The sequence below is a fragment of the Spirosoma aureum genome (assembly GCF_011604685.1).
Classification (GTDB): Bacteria; Bacteroidota; Bacteroidia; order Cytophagales; family Spirosomataceae; genus Spirosoma; species Spirosoma aureum.
This window is the reverse complement of record NZ_CP050063.1, coordinates 6,602,891-6,627,927: the sequence shown is the minus strand read 5'-3', so window position 1 is coordinate 6,627,927 and position 25,037 is coordinate 6,602,891. Positions and strand designations below refer to the sequence as shown.

General features: G+C 48.0%; 22 protein-coding genes. 10 read left to right on the top strand and 12 right to left on the bottom strand.

Annotated features, from left to right (window positions below):
• Positions 1 to 15: 15 nt before the first annotated feature.
• From G8759_RS26380 to G8759_RS26370, 3 genes are all read left to right on the top strand, one after another.
• Entirely contained in the window at positions 16 to 819 is an 804-nt protein-coding gene (locus G8759_RS26380) for a GLPGLI family protein (protein WP_167215080.1), read from the top strand.
• A 33-nt stretch (positions 820 to 852) separates the two neighbouring features.
• Positions 853 to 3,621: a TonB-dependent receptor gene (locus G8759_RS26375; protein ID WP_167215077.1), complete on the top strand. Its 2,769-nt coding sequence runs from the start codon at positions 853 to 855 to the stop codon at positions 3,619 to 3,621.
• Positions 3,622 to 3,814: 193 nt separating this feature from the next.
• The gene (locus G8759_RS26370) at positions 3,815 to 4,822 is read left to right on the top strand and encodes an alpha/beta fold hydrolase (protein WP_167215074.1); all 1,008 of its coding nucleotides are present in this window, start codon (positions 3,815 to 3,817) and stop codon (positions 4,820 to 4,822) included.
• 91 nt (positions 4,823 to 4,913) lie between these two features.
• On the opposite strand, the gene G8759_RS26365 is transcribed toward G8759_RS26370, so the two are convergent.
• Positions 4,914 to 5,822 (bottom strand): cation diffusion facilitator family transporter, encoded by a 909-nt coding sequence (locus G8759_RS26365; RefSeq protein WP_167215071.1) that lies wholly within the window; start codon positions 5,820 to 5,822, stop codon positions 4,914 to 4,916.
• Positions 5,823 to 5,968: 146 nt separating this feature from the next.
• Positions 5,969 to 6,226: a DUF6582 domain-containing protein gene (locus tag G8759_RS26360; RefSeq protein ID WP_167215068.1), complete on the bottom strand. Its 258-nt coding sequence runs from the start codon at positions 6,224 to 6,226 to the stop codon at positions 5,969 to 5,971.
• A gap of 296 nt (positions 6,227 to 6,522) precedes the next feature.
• On the opposite strand from G8759_RS26360, the gene namA reads away from it, so the two are divergent.
• From namA to G8759_RS26345, 3 genes are all read left to right on the top strand, one after another.
• Positions 6,523 to 7,593, top strand: a complete 1,071-nt coding sequence (namA, locus tag G8759_RS26355; RefSeq protein ID WP_167215065.1) for an NADPH dehydrogenase NamA — start codon at positions 6,523 to 6,525, stop codon at positions 7,591 to 7,593.
• A gap of 108 nt (positions 7,594 to 7,701) precedes the next feature.
• Positions 7,702 to 8,559, top strand: a complete 858-nt coding sequence (gene ypfJ / locus G8759_RS26350) for a KPN_02809 family neutral zinc metallopeptidase (protein WP_167215062.1) — start codon at positions 7,702 to 7,704, stop codon at positions 8,557 to 8,559.
• A 214-nt stretch (positions 8,560 to 8,773) separates the two neighbouring features.
• Positions 8,774 to 9,493, top strand: a complete 720-nt coding sequence (locus G8759_RS26345) for a Bax inhibitor-1/YccA family protein (RefSeq protein ID WP_167215059.1) — start codon at positions 8,774 to 8,776, stop codon at positions 9,491 to 9,493.
• Between the two features lie 119 nt (positions 9,494 to 9,612).
• Here the strand turns inward: G8759_RS26345 and G8759_RS36040 are convergent, their stop codons facing one another.
• The 4 genes from G8759_RS36040 to G8759_RS26325 all read right to left on the bottom strand — a co-directional run bounded on the left by G8759_RS36040 (position 9,613) and on the right by G8759_RS26325 (position 14,894).
• Positions 9,613 to 9,762 carry a DUF4160 domain-containing protein gene (locus tag G8759_RS36040; protein ID WP_232073954.1) on the bottom strand — a complete coding sequence of 50 codons (150 nt, stop codon included), beginning with the start codon at positions 9,760 to 9,762 and terminating at the stop codon, positions 9,613 to 9,615.
• A gap of 89 nt (positions 9,763 to 9,851) precedes the next feature.
• Positions 9,852 to 12,473, bottom strand: coding sequence for an ATP-dependent chaperone ClpB (gene clpB / locus G8759_RS26335; RefSeq protein ID WP_167215056.1), 2,622 nt, complete (start codon positions 12,471 to 12,473; stop codon positions 9,852 to 9,854).
• A 191-nt stretch (positions 12,474 to 12,664) separates the two neighbouring features.
• The gene (locus G8759_RS26330) at positions 12,665 to 13,615 is read right to left on the bottom strand and encodes a TspO/MBR family protein (RefSeq protein ID WP_167215053.1); all 951 of its coding nucleotides are present in this window, start codon (positions 13,613 to 13,615) and stop codon (positions 12,665 to 12,667) included.
• Between the two features lie 184 nt (positions 13,616 to 13,799).
• Positions 13,800 to 14,894 carry an SDR family NAD(P)-dependent oxidoreductase gene (locus G8759_RS26325; RefSeq protein WP_167215051.1) on the bottom strand — a complete coding sequence of 365 codons (1,095 nt, stop codon included), beginning with the start codon at positions 14,892 to 14,894 and terminating at the stop codon, positions 13,800 to 13,802.
• 286 nt (positions 14,895 to 15,180) lie between these two features.
• On the opposite strand from G8759_RS26325, the gene G8759_RS26320 reads away from it, so the two are divergent.
• Positions 15,181 to 15,723 carry a DUF4136 domain-containing protein gene (locus G8759_RS26320; protein WP_167215048.1) on the top strand — a complete coding sequence of 181 codons (543 nt, stop codon included), beginning with the start codon at positions 15,181 to 15,183 and terminating at the stop codon, positions 15,721 to 15,723.
• Positions 15,724 to 15,781: 58 nt separating this feature from the next.
• Here the strand turns inward: G8759_RS26320 and G8759_RS26315 are convergent, their stop codons facing one another.
• The 5 genes from G8759_RS26315 to pheS form a co-directional block, all read right to left on the bottom strand.
• Positions 15,782 to 16,852, bottom strand: a complete 1,071-nt coding sequence (locus G8759_RS26315) for an SDR family NAD(P)-dependent oxidoreductase (RefSeq protein ID WP_167215045.1) — start codon at positions 16,850 to 16,852, stop codon at positions 15,782 to 15,784.
• Positions 16,853 to 16,984: 132 nt separating this feature from the next.
• A complete protein-coding gene (locus G8759_RS26310) occupies positions 16,985 to 18,355 on the bottom strand; it encodes an OmpA family protein (protein WP_167215042.1) in 1,371 nt (456 codons plus the stop codon).
• Between the two features lie 153 nt (positions 18,356 to 18,508).
• Entirely contained in the window at positions 18,509 to 18,697 is a 189-nt protein-coding gene (gene xseB, locus G8759_RS26305) for an exodeoxyribonuclease VII small subunit (RefSeq protein ID WP_162391239.1), read from the bottom strand.
• 22 nt (positions 18,698 to 18,719) lie between these two features.
• Positions 18,720 to 19,952: an exodeoxyribonuclease VII large subunit gene (locus G8759_RS26300; RefSeq protein WP_167215039.1), complete on the bottom strand. Its 1,233-nt coding sequence runs from the start codon at positions 19,950 to 19,952 to the stop codon at positions 18,720 to 18,722.
• A 68-nt stretch (positions 19,953 to 20,020) separates the two neighbouring features.
• A complete protein-coding gene (pheS, locus tag G8759_RS26295) occupies positions 20,021 to 21,061 on the bottom strand; it encodes a phenylalanine--tRNA ligase subunit alpha (protein ID WP_162391241.1) in 1,041 nt (346 codons plus the stop codon).
• Between the two features lie 365 nt (positions 21,062 to 21,426).
• On the opposite strand from pheS, the gene G8759_RS26290 reads away from it, so the two are divergent.
• Both G8759_RS26290 and G8759_RS26285 read left to right on the top strand, forming a co-directional pair.
• The gene (locus tag G8759_RS26290; RefSeq protein ID WP_162391242.1) at positions 21,427 to 21,858 is read left to right on the top strand and encodes a LytR/AlgR family response regulator transcription factor; all 432 of its coding nucleotides are present in this window, start codon (positions 21,427 to 21,429) and stop codon (positions 21,856 to 21,858) included.
• 255 nt (positions 21,859 to 22,113) lie between these two features.
• Positions 22,114 to 22,533, top strand: coding sequence for a LytR/AlgR family response regulator transcription factor (locus tag G8759_RS26285; protein ID WP_167215036.1), 420 nt, complete (start codon positions 22,114 to 22,116; stop codon positions 22,531 to 22,533).
• 206 nt (positions 22,534 to 22,739) lie between these two features.
• Here the strand turns inward: G8759_RS26285 and G8759_RS26280 are convergent, their stop codons facing one another.
• The gene (locus G8759_RS26280; protein WP_167215033.1) at positions 22,740 to 23,414 is read right to left on the bottom strand and encodes a porin family protein; all 675 of its coding nucleotides are present in this window, start codon (positions 23,412 to 23,414) and stop codon (positions 22,740 to 22,742) included.
• Positions 23,415 to 23,641: 227 nt separating this feature from the next.
• Between G8759_RS26280 and radA the strand changes: the two genes are divergently transcribed.
• Positions 23,642 to 25,027 carry a DNA repair protein RadA gene (radA, locus tag G8759_RS26275; protein WP_167215030.1) on the top strand — a complete coding sequence of 462 codons (1,386 nt, stop codon included), beginning with the start codon at positions 23,642 to 23,644 and terminating at the stop codon, positions 25,025 to 25,027.
• Positions 25,028 to 25,037: the final 10 nt, after the last annotated feature.

Genomic DNA, 25,037 nt, shown 5'->3' with positions numbered 1-25,037 from the left:
ACCAGGCAATTACGTATGAAAACGTATTCTATTTTAGCAACTATCCTGTCTCTACTGGCAACGATGTCGCGTCCTGCTTTAGCCCAAACCGTTTCTGCGGCTCAATGGTCAGGACAGATTACCTATGAAGTGGTTCGTAAGGTCGATCCCAACAGCATGCGTATCATAATAAACGGTGAACAGGTTAAACCGGGCGATCCGAATTTCCCTGCTGATATTCCCGATACACGCACGTTCAGCCAAAAATTGCTGGTTGCTGGCAATTTTGCCAAAGTAAACCGCGACGAAGAGGGTATGGTTGTGCGAGTTGGTCTGGGCGGTGGTGGCGCAGCACCGCAGACAACAAATATGGGGCGTCCGTTTGAGGAGCAGGTGTTTTTAGACCTGAATGGGCAGAAAGCAATTACCATACTGACAATTGGCAAAGACAAAGAAGCGAAAAACTATCGGGCCGAAACACCTTTGCAACGGGCAAGTGACTGGCAGCTAACCGATCAGACAAAGAAAATAGCTGGCTTTACCTGCCGAAAAGCAACCATACCGTTTCGCAAGGAAACCTATACGGTCTGGTTCACGACCGAATTGCCGTTTACGTACTCGCCAATTCAGGAACTGACGCCCGAAGCGGGCGCCGTATTGCTCATCGAAAGCAGCCGCGAACAATTTAGAGCTACAAAAGTCAGTACATCTGCTGTGGATGCGAAAGATGTTCAACCAGTTACAACCGCAGAAACAGTTACTGCCGCCCAATTGGCCGACCTTCGTCAGAAAGCAGCCGCTGATTTTCGCCAGCAATTGATGATGGGTGAACGAAATTAATCCTTCCAGACTTCAACGGCACACACGCTATCCATGAAATCCTTCCTATTTGTTGTCGTGCTTTTACTGGGCACGATCGAGGGCGTGTTTGCCCAAAAAAGCGCCGGAGCATTGCGAATTCAAGGTGCGGTAACTGATTCAATAAGCGGAAAACCTTTACGGTCGGCGTCGGTGTCCTTACTGAGCGCTCATGATTCAGCCTATGTTATGGCTACGATTACCGACGGTGATGGGCTGTTTCATTTTCGAAACCTAGCGGCCGGAAATTATCGGGTATTGGTTACATTTCTGGGCTATCGGAACGCATCACGCAGCGTAAGTGTCAATCGCGAGACTCCGGATGCTGACCTGGGAACGCTTATTATGGTCGAACAGTCGAGTACGCTGGGCGAGGTGGTCGTCAAACAGGAGCGAACGCCTGTTGAGGTTAAGGGTGATACGCTGGAGTTTAATGCGGGTTCGTTTAAAACGCAGCCGAATGCACAGGTTGAAGAATTGCTTCGGAAATTACCGGGCGTTGAAGTAAGCCGTGACGGAACCATTCGGGCGCAGGGGCAAACCGTAAACCGGGTTCTGGTCGATGGGAAACCATTTTTCGGGAATGATCCTAAAATGGCAACCCGTAATTTACCTGCCGACATTGTGGATAAAGTGCAGTTGTATGATCAGTCTTCGGATCAATCTCAATTTTCGGGGATTGACGATGGCAATCGGGAGCGGACGATCAACCTGACCATCAAACGAGACAAGCGTAAGGGGTATTTTGGCCAGAATTCGGTGGGTGCGGGTGTTGACCGGGATGGTGGTCCGACGCGGTATCAGGGACGATTGAGCCTGAATCGGTTTAATAATGGGCGTCAGCTTTCCGTTATCGGGCAGGGCAATAACCTGAACCAACAGAATTTTACCCTGGGCGATGGTGCGGCTAGTGGACCTGTAATTGTTGGCGGACCTGGTGGAATTTCACCAGGTGTTAACCAAACACCGACCAATATCATTGAAACAAAAGCCGCGGGTCTGAATTACCGCGACAAATGGGGGAGTCGGGCCGAAGTAGCTACCAGCTACTTTATGAATCAGGCCATCACAACAACTGATCAGCAAAGCCACCGCCAGAGTATTTTACCCGAGCAATCGTTTCTGACCGACCAGCACAATTATTCGCAGAATCGTGTCACAACACATCGTTTCAATGGTCGGCTTGATTGGCAACTCGATTCATTGACGAGCCTTCGTTTAACGCCCAATCTTTCGTGGCAAACTACAGGCTATACGAGTGAGCTGGCCAGTCGATCCGTTTTGCCCGGCATTCCGGGGCGTAATCCGCAATTGCTGAACACGGGAGAAACACAGTATAGCTCTACCGGAAATGGACAAACTGTCTACAACAACCTCCTGCTTATGCGCAAATTCCGGCGAGAAGGCCGGTCGCTTTCGGTCAACCTGAATACGGTTTTAAACAATGGCAGTACAAACGCACTGAATCAATCGGTCAATAGCCTTTATGATTCTACGGGGGCCAATCCGAATGAAATCCGGCTTGATCAGCGCAATAATCAAGGGACTTACGCGCTTCAGAACACGCTGACTGTATCGTTTACGGAGCCATTATCACTGACCCGAAAGCTTGAATTTAGGTATGCCTATGCCAATAGTCGAAACCGTGCTGAACGGGATGTCGCTGACTTCAATGAAGCATCCGGGCTATATGATCGCCCTAATCCGGGGTTAAGCAATCGTTTCGGCAGCGTGTTTGCCACCCATCAGGCGGGGGCTACCCTACAGACGCGCCGACTACGCTATACCTATGCGCTGGGTTTCGATGTGCAGCAGGCCGAACTCCGTGTTGAAAACCGCTCGGTCGATACCAGCCTTAGCCGCCGATACCTGAACGTATTGCCCAGCGCACTGTTTTCCTACACGTTTTCGGGAAATCGTAATATACGCCTTCAATACCGGACCCGATTAACGGCACCATCCATCACGCAGTTGCAACCCATTATCGATAACGCCAATCCGTTGAACGTTCGCATGGGTAATCCGACTCTGCGACCGGAATATTATAATAATGTTACGCTGACCTTTAATAGCTCACGTTCGCAGGGAAGTAAAAGCTTGTTTCTGTTCGCCAGTCTAAATCAGAGCAACAATCGGATTGCTACCACCACAAACGTAAGCAGCGCGGGCGTGCAAACAACCCGGCCTGTTAATGCTGGTGGCTATTGGTCAGCGAATGGGGTTCTATCGCTAAGCCGGAAACTTCAACCTCTTAAAATGAGCATGACGCTGACAACGAATGCCGGTTTTTCACGGGCTGTAAGTTTTGTCAATGAGCAGAGCAATGTGTCGCATAACCGGAGTATTGGGCAGGGCCTTCGGTTGCAGTCGAATTTCAACGGCAAACTTGAGTATGGGGTGAGCGGTAATCTGACTTACCAGACGGCAACTTATTCACTGCTTCCCCGGCAAAATACGTCCTACTGGATCAACTATGCCACCGCCGATATTCACTGGCAGCTGCCGTTTCGCTTCGTGCTGACGAGCGATCTGACCTATACGGCAACATCGGGTCAGTCGGCGGGTTATAACCAGCAGTTTGCGCTCTGGAACGTGACCTTGGCAAAGCAGTTTTTTAAAGGAAATACGGGCGAAGTTCGCATACAGGCGTTTGATCTGCTCAATCAGAACCGGAGCCTGGTTCGAAACACAACCGATACCTATCTGGAAGACGTACAGAGTCGGGTGCTTCGCCAGTATGTGCTGGTAAGCTTCGTATATAATCTGCGAAAGTTTGGCATCTGAGAGTAAGCAATTTTCATACTAGAATAAGTCTGTTTGCTACACGGCTACCTAATCGCAGGACACAAAGAACACAGGGCTTTACTGGCCTAAGACGCTGTGATCTTTGTGTCTCGGAGAAAATAACTCCAGGAAAAGCATAAGAAGAAAGTAAGATGGTATGGATGTTTTCTTTCGTCAGAGAAAATAGCTTGTTATGTGCCGGAATTCACAGACTAAAGTCGTTCTTATACTCTTCTTTTTGTTGCCGTTTTATCCGAGCATTGCTCAGCAACGCTTTGCCGATCTCGGTAGTTTTTCGCTCGAAAACGGCCAGGTTATTCAAAATTGCCAGCTTGGTTACCGAACCTTCGGCCGACTGAATGCCGCTAAATCGAACGCTATTCTGGTGCCTACCTGGTTTGGCGGCACGTCGCAGGGGAAAGCATTTGTGGCTAATCCGGGCGGTATTGCCGATAGCACCAGCTATTTTACGATTGTGGTCGATGCGCTGGGGAATGGGGTATCGTCTTCCCCATCGAATAGCACAGCTCAGGCAGGAGCACAGTTCCCGAAATTCACAATCCGTGATATGGTTCACTCAGAATATGAGCTGGTTACGAAGTCGCTCGGACTGACTCATCTGTATGCTGTTATGGGCATTTCGATGGGTGGAATGCAATCGTTCGAGTGGCTGGTTTCGTATCCTGATTTTATGGATAAAGTCGTTCCCATTGTGGGAACCCCGAAACAGAGCAGTTATGACAGGCTGTTCTGGGGAACACAATTGACGATTCTGGAGCGCGGCAATTTCTCGCCTGAAGCTATGAAGACTGTTGGTGATCTTCATGAGTTGAATTTAACGACGCCCGGCTACTTTATGAGTCATCTGAAGGCGGAAGAAGAACTAGATTTTGTGCAGAAAAAAGAGAATGGCTACGTAAATACAAACCCGTATAATTGGGCATCACAACTGAGAGCCATGATTGGTCATGATATCTACCGGGGCCGGTCAATGGCTGAACTCAAGTCGATGATCAAGGCCAAACTACTGGTTGTCGTGGCAAAACAGGATCACATGGTAACGCCCGGCATGGCTACCGAACTGGCTAAATTTCTGCAAGTGCCCTTTGTAGAGCTTACCAGCGACTGCGGCCATCTGGCCACCTCCTGCGAGGAAGAAACGATCAAGAAGGCAGTCAGACAGTTCTGGGAAAGTAAGTAAAATAGTATTTTCATTAAGAAGCAGAAGCGTCCCACAGTTCATAACCGTGGCACGCTTCTGCTTCTTAGACTATGTCTTTCAAAGGAATCATTTACTGAATTGACGGAATACCTGGTTCAATAAATACCTGTTTTACAATTGGAAACTGTTGCTGAACCGTTGCCCGTATTCGATTGATCGCCTGATTGATCTCGGAGGTCGATAAGGCATCCTGAAAATCGATGACAAGTAATACCAGCACTTCATCGGGACTGAGGTACATGGAGGGCGACTGGATCACGCTCGTCACGGCATTATCCCGTTCGGTCAGGGCTATGATCTGGTTTAAGGTTGCTGGCTCAACACTCTCGCCCATGAGCAGGCTCCTGCTTTCGCGAGCCAGCACGATCGACACCCCGGTCAAAATCAGGCCAATGATGATGGATGCGCCCCCATCGAAGTACGGATTGTTGAACTGATGACCCAGAAAGACGCCCAGAAATGCTACGATCAAGCCGAGCAGATCGGAGGCATCCTCAAAAAGCACCACGAATGTGGACGGATCTTTGCTGCCTTTAACGGCCGACCAGAATGGCTTGTTGCCACGCTGGCGGTTAAATTCTCTGAGGGCGGTGATAAAGGAAAGTCCGTCGAAACAGAATGCTACGCCCAGAACAATGTAATTCCAGAACGGTTTTTGGATCGGTTCTGGATGTTGTAAATGCGTGATGCCTTCATAAAATGAAACACCACCACCCACGCCAAAAATCAAAATCGAGACAATGAACGCCCAGAAATATTGCTCTTTGCCGTAGCCAAAAGGCCTTTTCGTGTCGGCTGGTTTTTTACTTCGGGCAATCCCCAGTAATAATAGAATTTCATTCAGCGTATCGACTAATGAGTGGATTCCTTCAGAAACCATGGCTGAACTGCCCGTAACGCCAGCCGCGATAAATTTAGTAATGGCAATTGCCAGATTAGCGGCTAAAGCACTGTAAATCGGAGTTTTGGACGCTGGCATAGATGATGTGTAGAATTGGTGGAAGGTGAACGGCCTGTAAACGGGCTTTGCTCAGGAACGGTTAGTTGTGGTTGGTAGCTATTAAATAGAAAATCCGTCAAATTAGGTGAATTTGACGGGTTTTCTGGTAGGACGTTTGACTTAGTTTATTCGTCCTCAATGGTTACGTGCTGTTTTTTTGCCGCTTTTTTAATCCGGTCCTTAATTACATCCACTTCGTCGGCATCGTATTTTGCCGCGTTATCCTTGTGATTGATATAACTCCATGCCGCACGGACATGCTCGGGCGTATCAATTGGATACTTCTTGTTGGTTCGGTCAGCAAATTCTACGTCACCGTATTTGTGCTCACCTTCGGTCGGCTTAACATCGTCACGCCGATCAATTTTCGGGTCTTTTGTCATGATCGTTGAGCGGTTTAAAATTTCCAGATGTTCAGTACTGAGCCTGGATAAAGTCTGAAACGATAGGTCATTCTACTGAACACCTGTTCTATAAAATCAACACACTCACCTGGCAAATGTTCGTATTTAGCTTAATAAGTTGACAAAATTACCTCTGGCAATAAGCGGTGTAAATCGACGAATAATAGCAAACTTGAAAACCACGACCCTTTGCTTCGTGTTGCTTAGGCAGACAGGCGTTTCCTGCCCGTGAATCGGGCAGTACAAATACCCTGCTTTACTTTACATTACTCTCTATGTCTGCTCTTTTTTCTCCGATCACCATCCGTAGTATCCAGCTCAAAAATCGAATTGTTGTTTCGCCGATGTGCCAGTATTCCAGCGAAAACGGCTTTGCCAACGACTGGCACCTGGTCCATCTGGGCAGTCGTGCTGTAGGTGGCGCTGCGTTAATTTTTACGGAAGCAACGGCCGTCTCGCCCGAAGGTCGTATTTCGCCACATGATCTGGGTATCTGGAAAGACGACCACATTGCAGGACTGAAACGAATAACCCAGTTCATAAACCAGCATGGGTCTATTGCCGGTATTCAGCTAGCCCATGCCGGACGCAAGGCAAGCCATCATCGACCCTGGGATGGCGGGAAAGCCATTCCGCCTGCCGAAGAGCGAGGCTGGGAAACCGTTGCACCGAGTTCTATTCCTTTCATAGAAGCCGAACCAAGACCGTTAGCGTTAACTAAAGAAGGTATTGAGAACGTGCTGATTGATTTTCAGGATGCTGCTCGCCGGGCCGTGGAAGCTGGCTTTCAGGTTGCCGAAATTCATGCAGCTCATGGTTATCTGCTCCACGAATTCCTGTCGCCCTTGAGTAATCAGCGAACGGATGAATACGGCGGTTCGTTCGATAACCGAATTCGTTTGTTGCTTCAGGTGATTGAACAAGTACAAGCTGTCTGGCCAGAAGAATATCCTCTTTTCGTTCGCATATCGGCAACGGAATGGACTGAAGGCGGCTGGACCGCCGATGACTCCGTAGCGCTGGCATCGGTCCTGAAAACCAAAGGGGTAGATGTTATCGATTGTTCAAGCGGAGGTAATGTTGCCCATGCGAAAATTCCGGTAGGCCCTGGCTATCAGGTAGAATTTGCCGAACGAGTGAAGCAGGAAGCCGGTATTATGACCGCTGCGGTTGGCCTGATTACGCACGTTGACCAGGCCGAGGCCATACTTGCTAATGGGCAGGCCGATTTTGTTCTTTTAGGTCGCGAATTCCTCCGCGATCCGTATTTTCCACTTCATGCTGCCCATGCACTAGGTGATGATATTATCTGGCCGTCGCAGTATGAGCGGGCAAAACCAAAGTAATAAAGTAACGGTGCATAAGTAAAATTAGGATGGGCGTAAGCCAATTTGCTTACTTTGGAGTTATATAAACATCGTAGCCGTTTTTTTACTTAAAATTAATTATCAGCCATGCGTTGGTTAGGACAAAGAGAAAGTGATAACGTCGAAGATCGACGCGGAGGAGGTGGTGGCGGATTGCTGGTGGGCGGTGGTATCGGCACCGTTGTTATTGCCGTTATTGTCATGCTCCTTGGTGGAGATCCGTCGGAAATCCTGAATCAAAGTTCGCCCAGTCAGCAAGCAGCCCAGGCTCCATCTGGTCCGCAGCCCGACGACGATGCAGCCAGTTTTACGCGGAAAGTACTGGGTAGTACGGAAGATATCTGGACGAAATTGTTTGCCGATCAGGGAGCACAGTATCGGAAACCAACGCTGGTAATGTTCCGGCAAATGACCCAATCGGGTTGTGGTACGGCTTCGGAATCATCAGGCCCGTTTTACTGTCCGGGTGACCAGAAGCTTTATATCGATCTGTCATTTTACGATGAGCTCAGTAAACGTTTCGGCGCTCCCGGCGATTTTGCAATGGCTTACGTTGTGGCCCATGAGGTCGGTCACCATGTGCAAAAACAGTTGGGTGTTATGGATAAAGTCGATGCGCTTCGTGAGCGGTTAAGTGAACGGGAGTACAATAAAGTATCCGTTCGGCTTGAGTTACAGGCTGATTTTTTTGCGGGTGTATGGGCGCATCATGCGCAGGGAAAGAGCTTTGATTTTGAGCAGGGTGATGTTGAAGAAGCCTTAACTGCGGCCAACGCCATTGGCGACGACCGCATTCAGGAGCAGACCCAGGGGCGTGTGGTTCCTGATGCCTTTACGCATGGCAGTTCTGCACAGCGTGTATACTGGTTCAAAAAAGGGTTGAAGACCGGAGACATTAATCAGGGCGATACCTTCAACAGCCGTGAAGATGCTAATTTACAATAAGTTAAAGCCTGGTATTTAAGCCATTAAGTTATAGTTAGTATGAGCCGGAGCTACTGAAGTTCCGGCTTTTTTATGCTGGTCTGGGACAATTGACCTGAAGTTCAAAGTGTTCCGGAAAGCCAGGAATACTTCTACTTTCAGTCTCAGGAAGCCTGCCAACTTGCTTATATCGTGACGATTAATTTACTTTCTGACCTAAACCAATAAATTCACTATGGAGTCTCAATCCTATCCTGAACAGCACCACCCTTCTCTAACAGCCGAGCAGATTAAACAGGAGCAGGCTGCTTTCATGACCCAGGTCTATGGCTGGATGACCGTAGCGTTACTGGTTACAGCAACCATTTCGATTTGGGTGGCTAGTTCGCCCGCCGTTCTTGAATTGATTTTCGGTAACCGACTGGTTTTCTATGGGTTACTGATTGGCGAGGTGCTGCTGGTTATGTATCTGTCGGCGGCTGTGCAGCGCGTTTCGGCCCAAATGGCGATGGCTATGTTTCTGGGTTATGCCGTTATGAACGGTTTAACGCTATCGTGTATCTTCCTGCTTTATACGGGTGGTTCGATTGCATCTACCTTCTTCGTGACGGCCGGAACATTTGGGGCAATGAGTGCTTATGGTTATTTCACCAAACGCGATCTGACATCCTGGGGTGGCTTTCTGATGATGGCCCTGATCGGTTTGATCATTGCTTCGGTTGTGAACCTGTTCTGGCAGAACGAAACGCTTTATTGGATTGCTACGTATGCTGGTGTTCTGATCTTCGTTGGGCTGACCGCTTATGACACCCAGAAGATCAAAGAAATGAACATTATTGGCAACGTGGGCACTGACGAAGATCGAAAAGAAGCCATCATGGGGGCGCTGCGGCTCTATCTGGATTTTATCAATATGTTTCTCTACATGCTACGCCTGTTCGGGCGTCGGCGGTAAGTTAATATTGTTATAAAAGCAGAAAAGCACTCCTGAGGGGTGCTTTTTGCTTTCAGATTATAGTTATCTATCAGTTCGTCGCGGTACAATTCTACCCATGCCTGAACTAAGCGAGTAGGCTACTTTGGTAAACTGCCAATAATAATTTCACCACTTTCAATGGCAAACATTGCTTCCTCTCCATTGTATTCAGCATTAAAATGAAGAGGTAAATGGTCTTTAGCATACATGTAAATAATGATGCCAAAGAAGCGACTGATTTCGGGCATAGTTACGGTTGTGTTTTCGCAAAAGTAAACAAAAACGCCCGGCTACCTCTGGGCAGCCGGGCGTTTTGCCCTGGACAATAAACCTACTCTTATAATTCTATTTCCGCGTCCAGATTGGTGAAGGCAATCTCGCCCTCGTGATTCAATTCCATCAGCACAACGGATTCTTTTTTTACTTCACCCGACAGGATTGCTTTCGAAAGTTCGTTGAGCACCCGGCGTTGCAAAACACGCTTCAGTGGTCGGGCACCAAACTGCGGATCGAACCCTTCTTCGGCAAGCTTGTTAAGCGCTTCGTCGGTGGCATCGAGTTGAACACCGTTTTCGGCCAGGCGTTTCCTGATCACGTTGAACTGGATGTCCACAATCTTGCGAATATTCTGCTTCGTTAGGGGCTCGAACATCACGATCTCGTCAATCCGGTTCAGAAACTCAGGCCGGATGGTTTGCCGCAATAAGTCCATAACTGCCGACTTGGCTTCTTCCAGCACCAGTGAGTGATTCCAGCCTTCATCTTCGGCGAATTTCTCCTGAATCAAATGGCTACCAATGTTAGAAGTCATGATGATGATCGTGTTCTTGAAGTTGGCCACGCGACCTTTATTGTCGGTCAGACGACCCTCGTCGAGCACTTGCAACAGAATGTTCCAGACATCAGGATGCGCTTTTTCGATCTCGTCAAGCAATACAACTGAATAGGGTTTCCGACGGACTGCCTCGGTCAGTTGACCACCTTCGTCGTAACCCACGTATCCCGGAGGGGCTCCAATCAACCGGCTTACGGCATGGCGCTCCTGATATTCCGACATATCGATCCGGATCATTGCATTCTCGTCATTGAACAGGTACTCGGCCAGGGTCCGGGCAACTTCCGTCTTACCAACGCCCGTTGTACCGAGGAAGATAAATGAACCGATCGGACGTTTGGGGTCCTGCATACCTGCCCGGCTTCGACGCACCGCGTCGGCAACCACTTCAATAGCTTCGGTCTGACCAGCTACACGCTTTCCGAGTTCTTTTTCGAGACTGAGCAATTTCTCGCGATCGCTTTGCAGCATCTTCGAAACCGGAATGCCTGTCCATTTGGCAACAACTTCGGCAATATCTTCAGCAGTAACTTCTTCCTGCATCATGCGATCCGACGAACCGTTATCTGTGCCCTCTTTAGTGAGCACATTTAGTTTCGTTTCGATCTCAGGAATGCGTCCGTAGCGAATTTCGGCTACTTTACCATAATCGCCTGCACGTTCGGCCTGTTCGGCTTCAAGGCGCAGTTTATCGAGCTGTTCTTTTAACGTACGACTTTCGTTTACCGACGCTTTTTCGGTTTCCCACTTGGCTTTTAGACTGTTACGCTGTTCGCTGAGGTCTTCAATCTGCTTATTGAGCAGCGTTTCTTTCTCTCTGTCGTTTTCACGGCGAATAGCTTCCCGCTCAATTTCCAATTGCATGATGCGCCGATTCAACTCGTCAAGCTCTTCGGGAACAGAGTCCATTTCGAGCCGAAGTTTAGCGGCCGCTTCGTCCATGAGGTCTATGGCTTTGTCGGGCAGAAAACGGTCAGTAATGTAGCGAGTCGAAAGTTCAACGGCAGCAATGACCGCGTCGTCTTTGATCCGAACACCGTGGTGTAGTTCGTATTTTTCCTTGATACCGCGAAGAATAGAAATAGCGTCGGGCATGTCGGGTTCATCGACCAGTACGGCCTGGAACCGTCGTTCGAGTGCTTTGTCTTTCTCGATGTATTTCTGGTATTCTTTGAGCGTTGTTGCCCCAATGGTATGGAGTTCACCACGCGACAGAGCGGGTTTCAGGAGGTTGGCTGCGTCCATAGCGCCTTCTCCACCGGCACCCGCGCCAATGAGCGTATGGATTTCGTCGATGAAGAGAATAATCTGTCCATCTGAGTCGGTTACTTCTTTGATGACGGATTTTAGCCGTTCTTCAAACTCGCCTTTATATTTGGCACCCGCAATAAGCAGACCCATGTCGAGCGAGACGAGTGTTTTCGATTTCAGGTTTTCAGGAACGTCGCCCGATACGATGCGTTGGGCCAACCCTTCAACAATGGCGGTTTTACCGACGCCCGGCTCACCGAGCAGAATCGGGTTGTTTTTGGTCCGGCGGCTCAGAATCTGGAGCACACGCCGGATTTCTTCGTCTCGGCCAATCACCGGATCGATCTTACCCATACGGGCGCGTTCGTTCAGGTTAACGCTGTACCGTTCGAGCGATTGGTACGTTGCCTCGGCGTTTTGATTTTTCACGGAATTTCCTTTTCTAAGTTCGTTAATGGCCGCTTTCGTTTGTTTTTCGCTGAAACCGGCATCTTTCAATAAGGTTGCAATTTGATCCTTCCCTCCCATAAGACCAAGTAACATCAACTCAACGCTCACGAATTCGTCGCCAAATTCTTTGGTGTAGTTGCTGGCTTTGGCCAGTGCCGCAGCTGTGTCATTACTGAGGTACACACTACCATTACCGCCAGAAACTTTAGGATATGTGGTCAGAATGGCCTGTAAGGCACTACTTGTATTGGGTAAATTGATGTCAAGCTTTTTGGCAATGAAACCAATAACGTTTTCGTCTTCTGAAAGAATAGCCTGGAGCAGATGCCCCGTTTCGATGGCTTGCTGACCGTTGCCGAGGGCAATCTCCGATGCCTTCTGAACGACCTCCTGTGCTTTTACGGTGTAATTTTTAAAGTCCATGTCAGTATCAGGTTAGGTTGCTACTGTATGCCTATACGTTAACAAATCACGGGCCGAGGTGTTATTTTCGGACATTTTGGCGGAGAAAACCCTGTTTCTTGCCAATAAAGAGACAAAATGGCAAGAATAGGCCAATAAAACCAAAAGCCGCCCTGTTTTCACAAAGCGGCTTTCCATTCGTTTTTTATTGACTAATCCAGACTTTCTGCTTCTATGGGTTTCATCCGTTCCCGTACAATTTCGGCCTGGTGCGGTTCTGACGTTTCGATCTGTTCCGCAATTACTTCGGCTTCAGCATCGTGAACAACGATTCGACCATAATCATGAAACTTGCCTTTCGGGAGCCAGTACGCTAATAAGCCTACATAAGCGGCTGCGAGGCACGCAGCTGCCCAGCCAACAACTGGTTGTTTGTTCCATTGGCGAGTGGCAATGCCACCGAAACCAGCTACAAATGGTACCATATACCATGGGTCGTTGAGTCGTCTGGCAATGAGGTAACCTGCTCCGGCTGTGGCGCTTAAAATGCCAGCGGCAATTGGTTCATCCCGTTCTTCATCAGGCTTCCATCCGCCGATGGTCAACAATGTATTCGGAGTGCCAACAACCGTAGCCGCTGTCAGCCAGCCTGCATAAAGGCTTACGGGAATACGAAGGTATTTTTCAGGAACAGGTACATCCGTTTTGCCGATCTCCAGACTGTGGTGGAGGGCTAATGCAGCGGGCAAATTGAACTTAGTAATCAGATCGGAGATAACGATGCTTTGCGGATCGTTCTGCGAAAAAAAACGACCGAAAAGGGCATTAAGCGTCCAGCTGGATAACCACCACGGGAGTGCTTTCGTGTAGCGGGGATTATGTTCCTGTGAAGGTAACGCCTGATGAACAAGAAGAGCACCTAATCCTGAATAAATCGTTGACCAGACGACACCAAAAGCCCAGCCTGCCGGAACGATCATATTTTTCTCGAAGACATCCTGATATTCGACCGGAACGTCGTACTCATATTCTGAGCCATCGGGATTATCCTGCTGGCGTTCCCGACTCTGCTGACGGGATTTACTGCTTGATAGTGTTGTGTAAAGAATACTGCCAACCGCGAAGGCGGCAGTGGCAATACGCCAAAACGATGAATTTTTCATAACAGAGTTTTATTAGGAACACAAAGCACAGCAAGCAGTCAGGTTCACAAAACTGATAATTCAGTTGACAGCTTAATTACTTGCGTACCTGACTGCCTGGCGAATTAAAAAAGTGCTGGATTGATCCGGTTAACAGAATTTGTACTCAGAAAGCAGGGAATGCTTCATTGAAACTGCCTAGGGTTTATGCAGCGACCTCATCTTCTACTTCTTCCTCCCTGGGGACAAGTTGTTCTGCCTTTGATCTGGCCGTCTGATAAACATCAACGACGGAGTCTAGAACGGATGACAGGCTATCGGATACCGACGATAATGCATCAGACAAGGCATTGCCCGCAGATTTGGCCTTGTACCGGTAGCGTGCTCTGTCGACGGCGCTTGTATTGTTATAGGCTACTCCTAAAGCAATACCGGCCAGTACTGCTATGCCGAAGCCAATTCCCCAGGCCAAAGCTGATGACTTCTCGTTCTGATTCTCCGGCTGTGGTTTTTGCGACATTTTACCGTGCATGAGCGAAGCAAGGGCTTCCTGAGGAGCAACATAGGCCAGTACCTCATACGATTTGTTTTTCAAGCCACCCGGAACAACTTTAGCTTTACCAGCCATCAATGCTTCATAACCATCTTTGGCCACCATGACAGGGTCCTGCACTTCGTCGGTGACCTTCGTATTTTCAGCACCCGCTTTATGGAAAAAGTCCGTGTCTGTAGCGTTTGGTAACAGAGCCGTAATGGTCACATTCGTGTCTTTTAACTCATTGACCAACGACTGAGTGAAGTTATACACATACGCCTTGGTTCCGGCATAGACGGCCATTAGGGGCGTAGGCGTAATGGATAGGAGCGAAGCAAGGTTCAGAATTTTGCCCTCGTTGCGAGCCAGCATATCGTACAGAAACAACTTGGTCATCTGGGTAAGTGACAGCACGTTGAGGTGAATCATGGCTTTTTCGCGTTCCCAGTCCGTATCCGTAGCAAACAGGCCATACAACCCCACACCGGCATCATTGACCAGCACATTGACCGTTATGCCCTTGGCCTTTACCTGATTGTAGACATCCTGTGCGGCATCTTCTTCAGCCAGGTCTTTTTTAATGACGGTTACTTGTTGGGTACCATAATTGCTTTTGAACACATCTGCCAGCCGATCCAGTGTATCGTCGCTACGAGCGACCAGCACTAAATTATAGCCATCCTGAGCAAAAAGTTTGGCCAATTCCTGGCCGATTCCGCTAGAGGCACCTGTAATCAGAGCAGTTTTTCCTGTTTCTGCATTCATAACGTTTGAATGGTTAGTGAGTAACCTATTGAACTACGGACGCTTAAAGTTGTTTTGATTATTCGGTGTTAAGCTATGGCAATTAGTTATTTGCCAACCCGATTTTGGACGAATTGGAGAGGAGAATTAGCTGCTTTTTGCTGAAACTTCGTTAAGAAGAATTGTTAATGGAAGTAGTACCGCAGAGTACCGTGCTACAGTTAATTCAACTAGTCGTAAAAACGTGTGGCTCGATAGCTTGCGATAATTCTGAATGTAAAAATCCTCTGTTAAAACAGATACGACTATGAAAACGCTCACTGGACTTTTGCTCCTGCTAATTACCCTACTTACGGGTTGTTCATCTTACCGAATTACCCGAAATCAGGCTGATAAAACTGCGACCTGGTCGGCTTATCGAACCTTTGCTTTTGTCGATACCAATCGCATCGATCCTTCACCCCGTGAGGCTTATCAGGCAACGGTCGAGCAGATAAAGCAGGCTGTAGCTGCTGAGCTGGCCAATCGGGGATATCAGCAAACAAAGGATAATCCGGATTTACTCGTAAATATTGGCGCTGTTGTGAAAGAAAAAACACAGACTCGCCAAACGACAATTAACGAGGCTCCACTTTATATTGGTCAACGGCGCTATCAATGGCGAAGTCAGGAGGTACCGGTTGGTACGTATCAGGAGGGAACCGTCAATCTGCATATTGTTGATGCCCAGCGTAATGCGCTTATCTGGGATGTAGCCATATCGAGCGTTTTAAACCGACAGCAGGTAACACCGGTCCAAATTGGAGAAGCCATCAGTAAGGTTTTTTCTAAATTTCCCGGCAATCGGTGATCAATAAATAGCCCTCCCAAGCAACGTGAAGGGCTTTTTATTGATCAATTCAGGTTCCTCAAACCAAAGCCTCTTCTGCTTTGGCTTTTGATGTAGAAACGGCATTCGCCACCGAATCAATGACTGATTTAATAGCGTCTTTGGCCGATCCAACAGCTTGCCCGGCTTTATAGCGATAGCGAACCCGGTCGATGGCATTGCCCAGATTGACACCTTCGGCCCAGCCATTGTGATTTTTATACCGGGAGGCAATGACAATACCGGCAAGGGCGACTGCGGCAATACCGATTCCCAGGACCAGCGTCGACGGTTTTTTCTCCTGTTCGGCTTCGGCTACATATTTCATCTGCGATCGCGCAGCCTGACTAACGACCGAATCGGGTAACACGCGAAAAGCGGCAGCCTGCACCTTGGTCGAGAAGCCGGCAATTGCTTTGTCTTTGCCTTTCATCAGCGCCTGATACCCTTCTTTAGCCACATCGGCCGGGTCCATCGAGCGGGCCTGTTCCTGTGCTACAGTATTCATGGCTCCTGCCTTATTGAAGAAGTCCGTATCGGTTGCAGGGGGCATTAACACCGTAATGGTGATGTCGGTATCGTTTACTTCGTTGCGCAAAGCTTCTGAAAACGAATAGATGAATGATTTTGTAGCTCCGTACACAGCCATAAGCGGATTGGGCATAATTGAGGCAATTGAACCGAGCATCAGAATTTTGCCTTCATTGCGCGCTACCATATCTTTCAGAAACAGCTTCGTCAGGTGAACGAGTGCCGTTAGATTGACCTGAATGACACTTAGTTCTTTCTGTAAATCCGTTTCGGTAGCGAACTTGCCATATTCACCAAAACCTGCATTGTTAACCAGCGCATTAACGGTAATATTCTGGCGATTGACCTCATCGTAAATTTCCTGTGGTGCTTCAGGGTTCGATAGGTCTTTTTCAATGACCGTAATGGATGTTGTGCCGAACTGTTGCCTGAATTTATCAGCTAAATCCTGTAGTTTGTCTTCGCTGCGAGCTACCAATACAAGATTATAGCCATCCTTGGCAAACAAAGCCGCCAATTCTCGGCCGATACCACTTGATGCCCCAGTAATAAGGGCTGTTTTTCCAGTTTCCGTCGTCATAGTTGAGTAAACTAATATAGATTTCTATTAGTCAACCCGACGGTAACAAAGTTGTTTGATGATCCTGGTCAATAGTTATTTGGGCTAATCAGTATAACGATTAAGCTCAATTAACTATCGACATTAGGGACGTTACTTCACAACAACTTTCACATCAATTTTTCGGAGGGCAGGCCGAACTATGCCGGACGTGTCATTCTTAGGTACTCCAGTACCACGGCCAATGGCGTCGATTCGAACGAAATCAATGCCGGATGACATCAGTTGCTGTTTGATTTGATTGACACGCTTGAACGATAAGCTTTTGTTGGTAGTGCCAGTGCCTACCTGTGCATCATTTGCATAACCGACGAGCTGAATTTGCAACTGTGGATATGTTTTCAGCAAGGTTGCCAGCTCGCCTATAGTTGCCTGTGAGCCAGCCGTCAATGATAAGGAACCTGGATAAAAAGATACGCCTGCCAGCGGGAAAATTTTACCCTTTGGCAACGCTGCATTACCGAGGTAGGGCGTCATGAGCTGAGTCAGATTTCCCGCCAGTGCACCCGATTGCGCGGGCGATACGGCTGTCGATGCCATAGGGGGTGTCACTTTAGGTTTCGGTTTCGCAGTCGTATCGATCGGTACGGCTAATGACCGGGTTACCGTATCTGCCTGGATCGTATCGCTCGTGATTGTGGTCACGTCGCTTGCTTCCTCTGATGTTGCCGAATGGTTTTTGGTGTTCTGGAATACATAATAACCCCCAATGCCAAGCGCCACTGCCAGCAGGGCCCCCATTCCCCATTTTGTCAATGCTCCGTTATCAGTGTCTGATTCATCAACTGGGTCGTAACTTACGGAGGGCCGATTAACGGTAGCTGTTGTTCGTGCTGTTGAGCCGGACGAACTCGAAACAGAACGGCCGGGTCCCTCGGTTGCGGTGCGTCGGGCCGGAGTTGCCAGGCCGCTTACAACCTGCTGAAGGCCAACTTTTTCGACGAGCCGGGGCATAAACTCTTCTGGCACTGCATTAACGAATGCTTCCCGCTCTGTGAACAGTGAAGCGGCCAGACCATCGGCATCCAGTTTTCTGTCTTTTACCTGTTTGCCCAATACATGCAAAACAATGGTGCTCGTAAGGCCTAACAGCGAAATTGCCGATGAGTTACGAATACCTGCGTAGCCAGAAATCATACTGCCGATCGAACTTTTCATCGCCGGTAGCAAATGACTGATCACTTCATCTCCCTGCGTGATTAGTGCGTTGGTTTGGCTGGGATCACGTAAAACGGTGGCCAGATTATCGGTTAGAGTACCGTCGTAACGGCCTTTCTGAATATGATTAAAGAGTTGATTAACACCAATTTCGGTTGTGGTCCGTTTCATCAGACCACCAACAATTGTATACACAAGGCCATTGACAGCCTTGTTCGTTTTTTCGGTCGGCTCGTCAACATAGGAGGCAATCCGTGTCAGAACGTCCGAATTCAGTACTTCATTTAACGTGGCAAACAAATTCATATGAAAAGTTTCAATCAGGCAGAAAGTGGGGGCTAATACTTACATCACATCCGAAAACTAGCACAAAAATGCCCCAGGGGATTTTACCCCGGCGATAAAATTAGGGAAGGTTTAGCAAAGGTCGCATAAGACTTCAGGATAAAATTCCTGATTTTATCGCTTAGGCAGCCGTTCAATTACTTCCTGGTACTCTGTTTCGACATCCCGAAGCCGATTTTGACAAAATGTGATCAGTTCGGTCGCTAACCGAATTTTACCGGGTAACTCATCGAGTGGAACCTGGTCATTTTCAATTTCATCAACCAACGTGGCGAGTTGGTCATAAGCTTCCTGATAGGTCATATATCTGGTTTTAGTAGGCAGATTAGTGCTCACTGAGGACTGAAGACTGCTTGCTTACTACGTTAATGCTGCCGTCATTCATCTGTATCTGGAGGGTTTCGCCAGATTGGATGCCTGTACTTTTGGTTAAAATATGGCCGTTGCGTAGAACGAGTGCGTAACCGCGCCGAAGTACATTAGACGGATCGAGATGGCGAATGGTAACTGCTTTTTCCGTCAGATCGGTGTGGCAGTCACGAAAAAAATTATGCATAACAAATCGTAACCGCTCCGTTTCAGCGTCTAATTGTTCGCGGGAAGTTTGCAGAGCCTCACGGGCAACCAGCGCCAAACGCTCCCGAAGGAGCAGGCAGCTTTCTTCAAACTGCCGATTGTGTTCAATCAGAAACGCAGCTGCTTTGGTTGGCGTTTTCACGCTTTCATGGCAGAGCAAATCAGTAATACTCACATTGCGTTCATGACCGATGCCTGCCAGAATTGGAATGCCAAAACCGGCGACCGTTTGCCCCATCAGGTACGTATCAAACGACCCGAAATCCAGTTGTGAGCCGCCACCGCGCACGATCACAACGGAATCATAGTCTATGTTGCTTGTTCGAATGCGTTCCAGTTGGTCGCAAATCGCTTTTTCGGCTCCTTTTCCCTGTACCTGCGTCAGGTATTCGTCGACCCCGAAATCATAACCGAAAGGATTTTGCGCCAACTCATGCCGGAAATCACGCCAGCCGTCGGAGCCGGGAGCCGCAATAAGGGCAATTCGTTGCATTACAGCCGGACGGGGCAGTAATTGGTTGGCGGTAATGTACTGACCCGCTTCGAGCCAGACCAGATCCGGGTGATTCTTGACAAGCGCATCCAGAACAGCCTGACGCTCCCGTTCCAGATTCCCGAGCGTATAGGAAGGGTCAATTTTAAGAATTTCCAGCCGTAGCCCATAAACCGGACTGAAACCCACCGATACAAGGAGCAATAATTGAATATTACGGGCAAAAGCTACGCCCGTAGCACTCTCGAAATCGTTGATCGTGTGGTAATTTCGTCGCCAGATGCAGGCATCGAGTTTAGCAAGTGTTTCCCGACCTGCCGACGTACCCGACGTATCGCGTTCAACCAGCGTCAGAAAGCAATAGCCCCGGTCAGGATAATTTTTGATATCACTCGTCTCGGCAATAACCCATACCGCTTTCTGCCCGAAAGCGTCGTCTATAACGGCTTCGAGAGTAAAGGCTAAGTCAGAAAGACGAATGGGGTTCATATTGAATGCTTGAATGCGTGAATGAGTGAATAAAACGCACATTGGCTATTCACTCATTCACGCATGATTTAGAGTCCTTCAAATTGTCTTAGGAATCGAACGTCGTTTTCGGTGTATAGGCGTAGGTCATTGACTACATACTTCAATTGCGTAATCCGTTCGATACCCATACCGAAAGCAAAACCAGTATATTCTTCCGGGTCGATGCCACAGTTCGCAATTACCTGAGGGTCAACCATACCAGAGCCCGCAATTTCGACCCAGCCCGAGTGTTTGCAGATGTTGCAACCAGAGCCACCACAAATCTGGCAGGAGATGTCAATTTCGGCACTAGGCTCCGTAAAAGGAAAATAGGATGGCCGGAATCGGATCTGTGTGCCGGGCTCGAACATCTCTTTCACGAAATGGTAGAGCGTATCTTTTAAGTCTTTAAAACCTACATTACGGTCAATATAAATACCTTCGACCTGATGGAACATACAATGCGCCCGTGCCGAAATCGTTTCGTTGCGGTAAACGCGACCCGGCATGATCGATCGGATTGGTGGTTTCTGGTGCTCCATCAGCCGGATCTGTACGTTAGACGTATGTGTCCGCAGCAGCATATCGCCCGATGGGTTATTGTCTTTTTTCTCGACAAAAAACGTGTCCTGCATATCACGCGCAGGGTGATTGTCGGGGAAGTTCAGGGCACCGAAGTTATACCAGTCTGATTCGATTTCGGGGCCGTCGGCCACGTTGAAACCGATCCGCTCAAAAATCTGGATAATCCGCTGTTTGACTAAACTTAATGGATGTTGTGTGCCGGTCAGGTTTGGAACGGTTGGCAGCGTTAGATCAACGGGAGGAGCACTATTAGCTGATGCCTGTTGCTCTTCTACCAACTGACTGAACGATTCAAATCGCTCCTGTGCAAAGTTCTTCAGGCCATTCAACTCTTGGCCGACGGCGCGTCGGTCAGTTGCCGGAATATTTTTCAGCCCTTCAAACAACTCAGTTATTACGCCTTTCCGACTGATAAACCGCATTCGAAACAGTTCTAGTTGCTCTTTCGATGCGACGCTATATTGATTAATCTCTTCGTATATGGCTTTAACGTTCTCCAGCATAAGCTACAGGTTGATCAGTCTTTTAGGGGCAAAGGTACGTAAAACCGGGCAGAGCATACGTTTTAGTTGCCTGTCTTAATACTGATTGAGTTTTTAACTGCTCAACAGTGGGGAATCGAGGCTACAAAGGTCGCGAAAAAAATCTGTTAAATTTTGTTGAGTAAGCGGCAAAACCACACTGAAAAATAGTGAATTATAAAACAATATGAAGAAATTATCGTCAGCAGTGCCAAGTAGGTCTGATTGTTGTGACAATACTCAGTAGAATATGCGTTGAAACAACAGCTTTTGCCAACGTGTCGGCGTAGTAAGTACCTGAATTTCAATATTAAAATCGTAATCATCAAACCTCACTTACAGCGGCTATGAAAACATTCGCCAATGACTCAATTTTTGATCCCATGTCTATGCCGTTCCACAAAAGTGTGGAAAAAATTGCCGACTCTACCTGTTTGCAGAAATTACTCATCCCATTTTACGACCGTAAACGCACTGTTTCAGTAGACGAAATCGTACGCCTGGAGGGCTGTGGAAATTACACTAATTTTTTCCTGAAAGATGGTACTAAAATGTTAGTGTCACGCACGCTGAAAGAGTACGAAACTTTGCTCGATGGTCAGGCATTTGTTCGGGTTCATAAATCGTGCATTGTCAATCTTGGTTTCGTACGCAAATTCTTTGTGAAAAAGGAGGGAGAGCTGGAATTGACGGATGGCCAGCAGGTGAAAATCTCACGTCGCCGGGCGCAGATGTTTATGGATCGTATTCGCGATTTTCAACCTGTAGGATTGAACTAAGGTTATCAGGAGGTTATTTCCCCTATCTGTAGCCCGTATGCCTCCCATTTGCTCGACTGCGTAGTTTTACGTATAAAGTTGGGTACATTCACTTAAAGATTTTAACGTATATAATAATAGTGGCTTGATTATCAAACGTTTGCCGATGAAAGGCAGGGTTTGGTAATCAAGCCATTTATTTTGGAACCCATACGAAGACGGTAGTTTTGTTTCATCAATCAAGAGCCAAAACACTGAACCAAAAACATATTCGATATGGAAGCCTCTATTTTCTCATCAGTTCAACCACTCGCTATAGTTCCCCACTTTCCTGCCTCTTATCAGCGGGGTTCACAGCGAATCGCTTTGCCTTATCTGAACCGTACCATTTTTATCTCCGTAGATGATGTTTTGTGTCTGCAGGGAGAAGGAAATTATACATTCCTGTTTACCCGGGATCGCAAAAAATACCTGGTCTCAAAAACACTGAAGGAGTTTGAAAAAACGCTGGATGGGTCGATGTTTCTTCGGATTCATAAATCATACATTGTAAACCTCGCCTACGTACAGCGCAGCGTTTTTAACAAAGAACGCCAGGTGCAACTGGCTGATGGCCGTGAGGTGGCAATATCACGCCGTCGGATGAAAGACATTTCTTTGCAACTGACACAATTCTGGCAAAAACTGCTTAACTAAAGTAACGGCCCATCCTGCTCAATTGAGAGACCGGCCATTTACTGCATAATAATTTAGTGGGTTAATTGAAAGAACAACCGTTGCCGCGGGCTCCTGATAAGAGTGGACGGCAACGGTTCTGTTTTTTTTACAAAACGTGACCCCTTAAACGCAATGAAGCGAAATCACACGATTTCGCTTCATTGCGTTTAAGGGGTCACGTGAGCTTAAAACAACCGATAGGCTAGTGTAAGCTGCCATGAATTCAGCCGTTGACTGAATTTCCCGGCACTGTTTTCAATCTGCGCAATATCGGACAGATTGCCTTCGTATCGGACATCCAGACCAAAGGAGCCGATGTCTAGACCGCCCCCAACCTGGTAACCGTAATAAGCCTGAGACCAGGCATCGTTCAGGGTTCCGCTTGTGTATTGACGTATGGCATCACCTAGTTTCTGATTATCGCTAACCCGGAACGAAATAATCGGGCCTGCCATCACCCGTATTGGGCCACCTTTAATCCCCAGCAAAATAGGGACATCGAAACTGGTGGTTTTAACGGTCACGTTTTCTGTAACGCCATTGCGCACGATGTTGAACGAGCCTGCTTTCGTTGAGTACAACAGTTCGGGCTGTAGAAATAAATTTTTACCGAAACGAGTGTAAATCCCAAACGAGGTGCCCGTTTTGCTATCGAGGCTGGCACTCAGATTATCGCGGAATGTCTGTCCATCAACGCTTGCCGTTGGCGAACCGTTGGCGTTGGTACCGGTTGTGACAAAATTGCCAAAACTGAGCCGGGACAAATTAACTCCCCCTTTAATCCCGATCTGGAAGCCGCCCTGGGCAAATGTCAGAGCCGGAAGCAGCATAAATGCCGCAAAAATCAGGTTCTTTTTCATAGCTGGTTGTAAAATAGATGAACCATTGGGTTTAACGTGAATTGAGCCGGAGCGGTATAAAAAGCCAACTTATTTCGAGTAAACGGCGTTACGTATTAGAGCAGTTACCAGTAAATAGCAGCCAGTTTTGCGGGCGTCGTTACTTGGATGAATAGTCTGCTGCAACGTTTAATGAATCGTTGTTTTTTTGTTGATACTCTATTCCTTGCTCACTGTTAACTGAGAAGATGGCTAAGCTTAAAACCACCTATTTCTGTCAGAATTGTGGCCACCAGTCGGCCAAATGGCTGGGACGATGCCCATCGTGTGGGGAGTGGAATACATTCGTAGAAGAAGTTATTCAGAAAGATGAGCCCGATAAGGGCGGGTGGCGTAGTCCCTCGTCGGGTCCCGGTGGCGTAAAGGTTGCACCCAGGCCAAAGGCACTTCATGCCATCAATTACGAAGAACAGCCCCGAATTGATACCATCGATGCGGAACTGAATCGGGTGTTAGGGGGAGGAATCGTACCGGGATCACTCGTGCTTATTGGTGGAGAGCCGGGTATCGGAAAGTCTACACTATTGTTGCAGATCGCACTTAGCCTGGCCGACATGCGTGTTTTATACGTATCTGGCGAAGAGAGCGAACAACAGATAAAAATGCGGGCCGAACGACTGGATGTTCCAGTGAGCGACTGTCATGTGATGACCGAAACCTCTACGCAGAATATTTTTCGGGTAGTCGAACATTTTGAGCCGGAAATACTGATTATCGACTCCATTCAAACCATGCAGTCGTCGCTGGTAGAATCGGGAGCGGGCAGCGTTTCGCAGGTTCGGGAGTGCACCGCTGAGTTTATGAAATACGCCAAAGAAAGCGGGGTTCCGGTGTTTATGATTGGTCATATCACAAAAGAAGGTTCACTGGCAGGGCCTAAAGTGCTGGAACATATGGTCGATACGGTGTTGACGTTCGAAGGTGATCGCCACACGACGTATAGGATTCTCCGAACCACCAAAAACCGCTTTGGCAGTACCGACGAACTGGGTATTTACGAAATGCTGGGCACTGGACTTCGGCAGGTTACGAACCCATCCGAAATCCTGATTTCGCAACGCGATGAAGCGTTGAGTGGCGTTACGATTGGCTCAATGATGGAAGGCAATCGGCCACTTATGATCGAAACACAGGCGCTGGTCAGTGTAGCCACATATGGAACTCCGCAACGGAGCAGCACAGGTTTTGATGCGAAGCGGTTAAATATGTTACTGGCTGTTCTGGAAAAACGCGGAGGATTTCGATTGGGGCAACAAGATGTCTTTCTCAACATTGCCGGTGGCTTGCGCGTCGAAGATCCAGCCATTGATCTGGCCGTATGCGCGGCTGTTGTGTCGAGCTATGAAGACATTGCTATTCCTCCATCGGTTGCTTTTGCCGCCGAAATTGGACTTGGTGGTGAGGTTCGGGCAGTGAGCCGAATAGAATCCCGCATCGCCGAGGCCGAAAAGCTGGGTTTTAAGCAGATCTTTATTTCAAAATATAACATGAAAGGACTCGATACGAAAGGCTATAAGATCAGTATTAAGCCTGTGTCGCGTCTGGATGAAGTGTTTCAGGGTGTACTGATGTGAACTCTAGTAA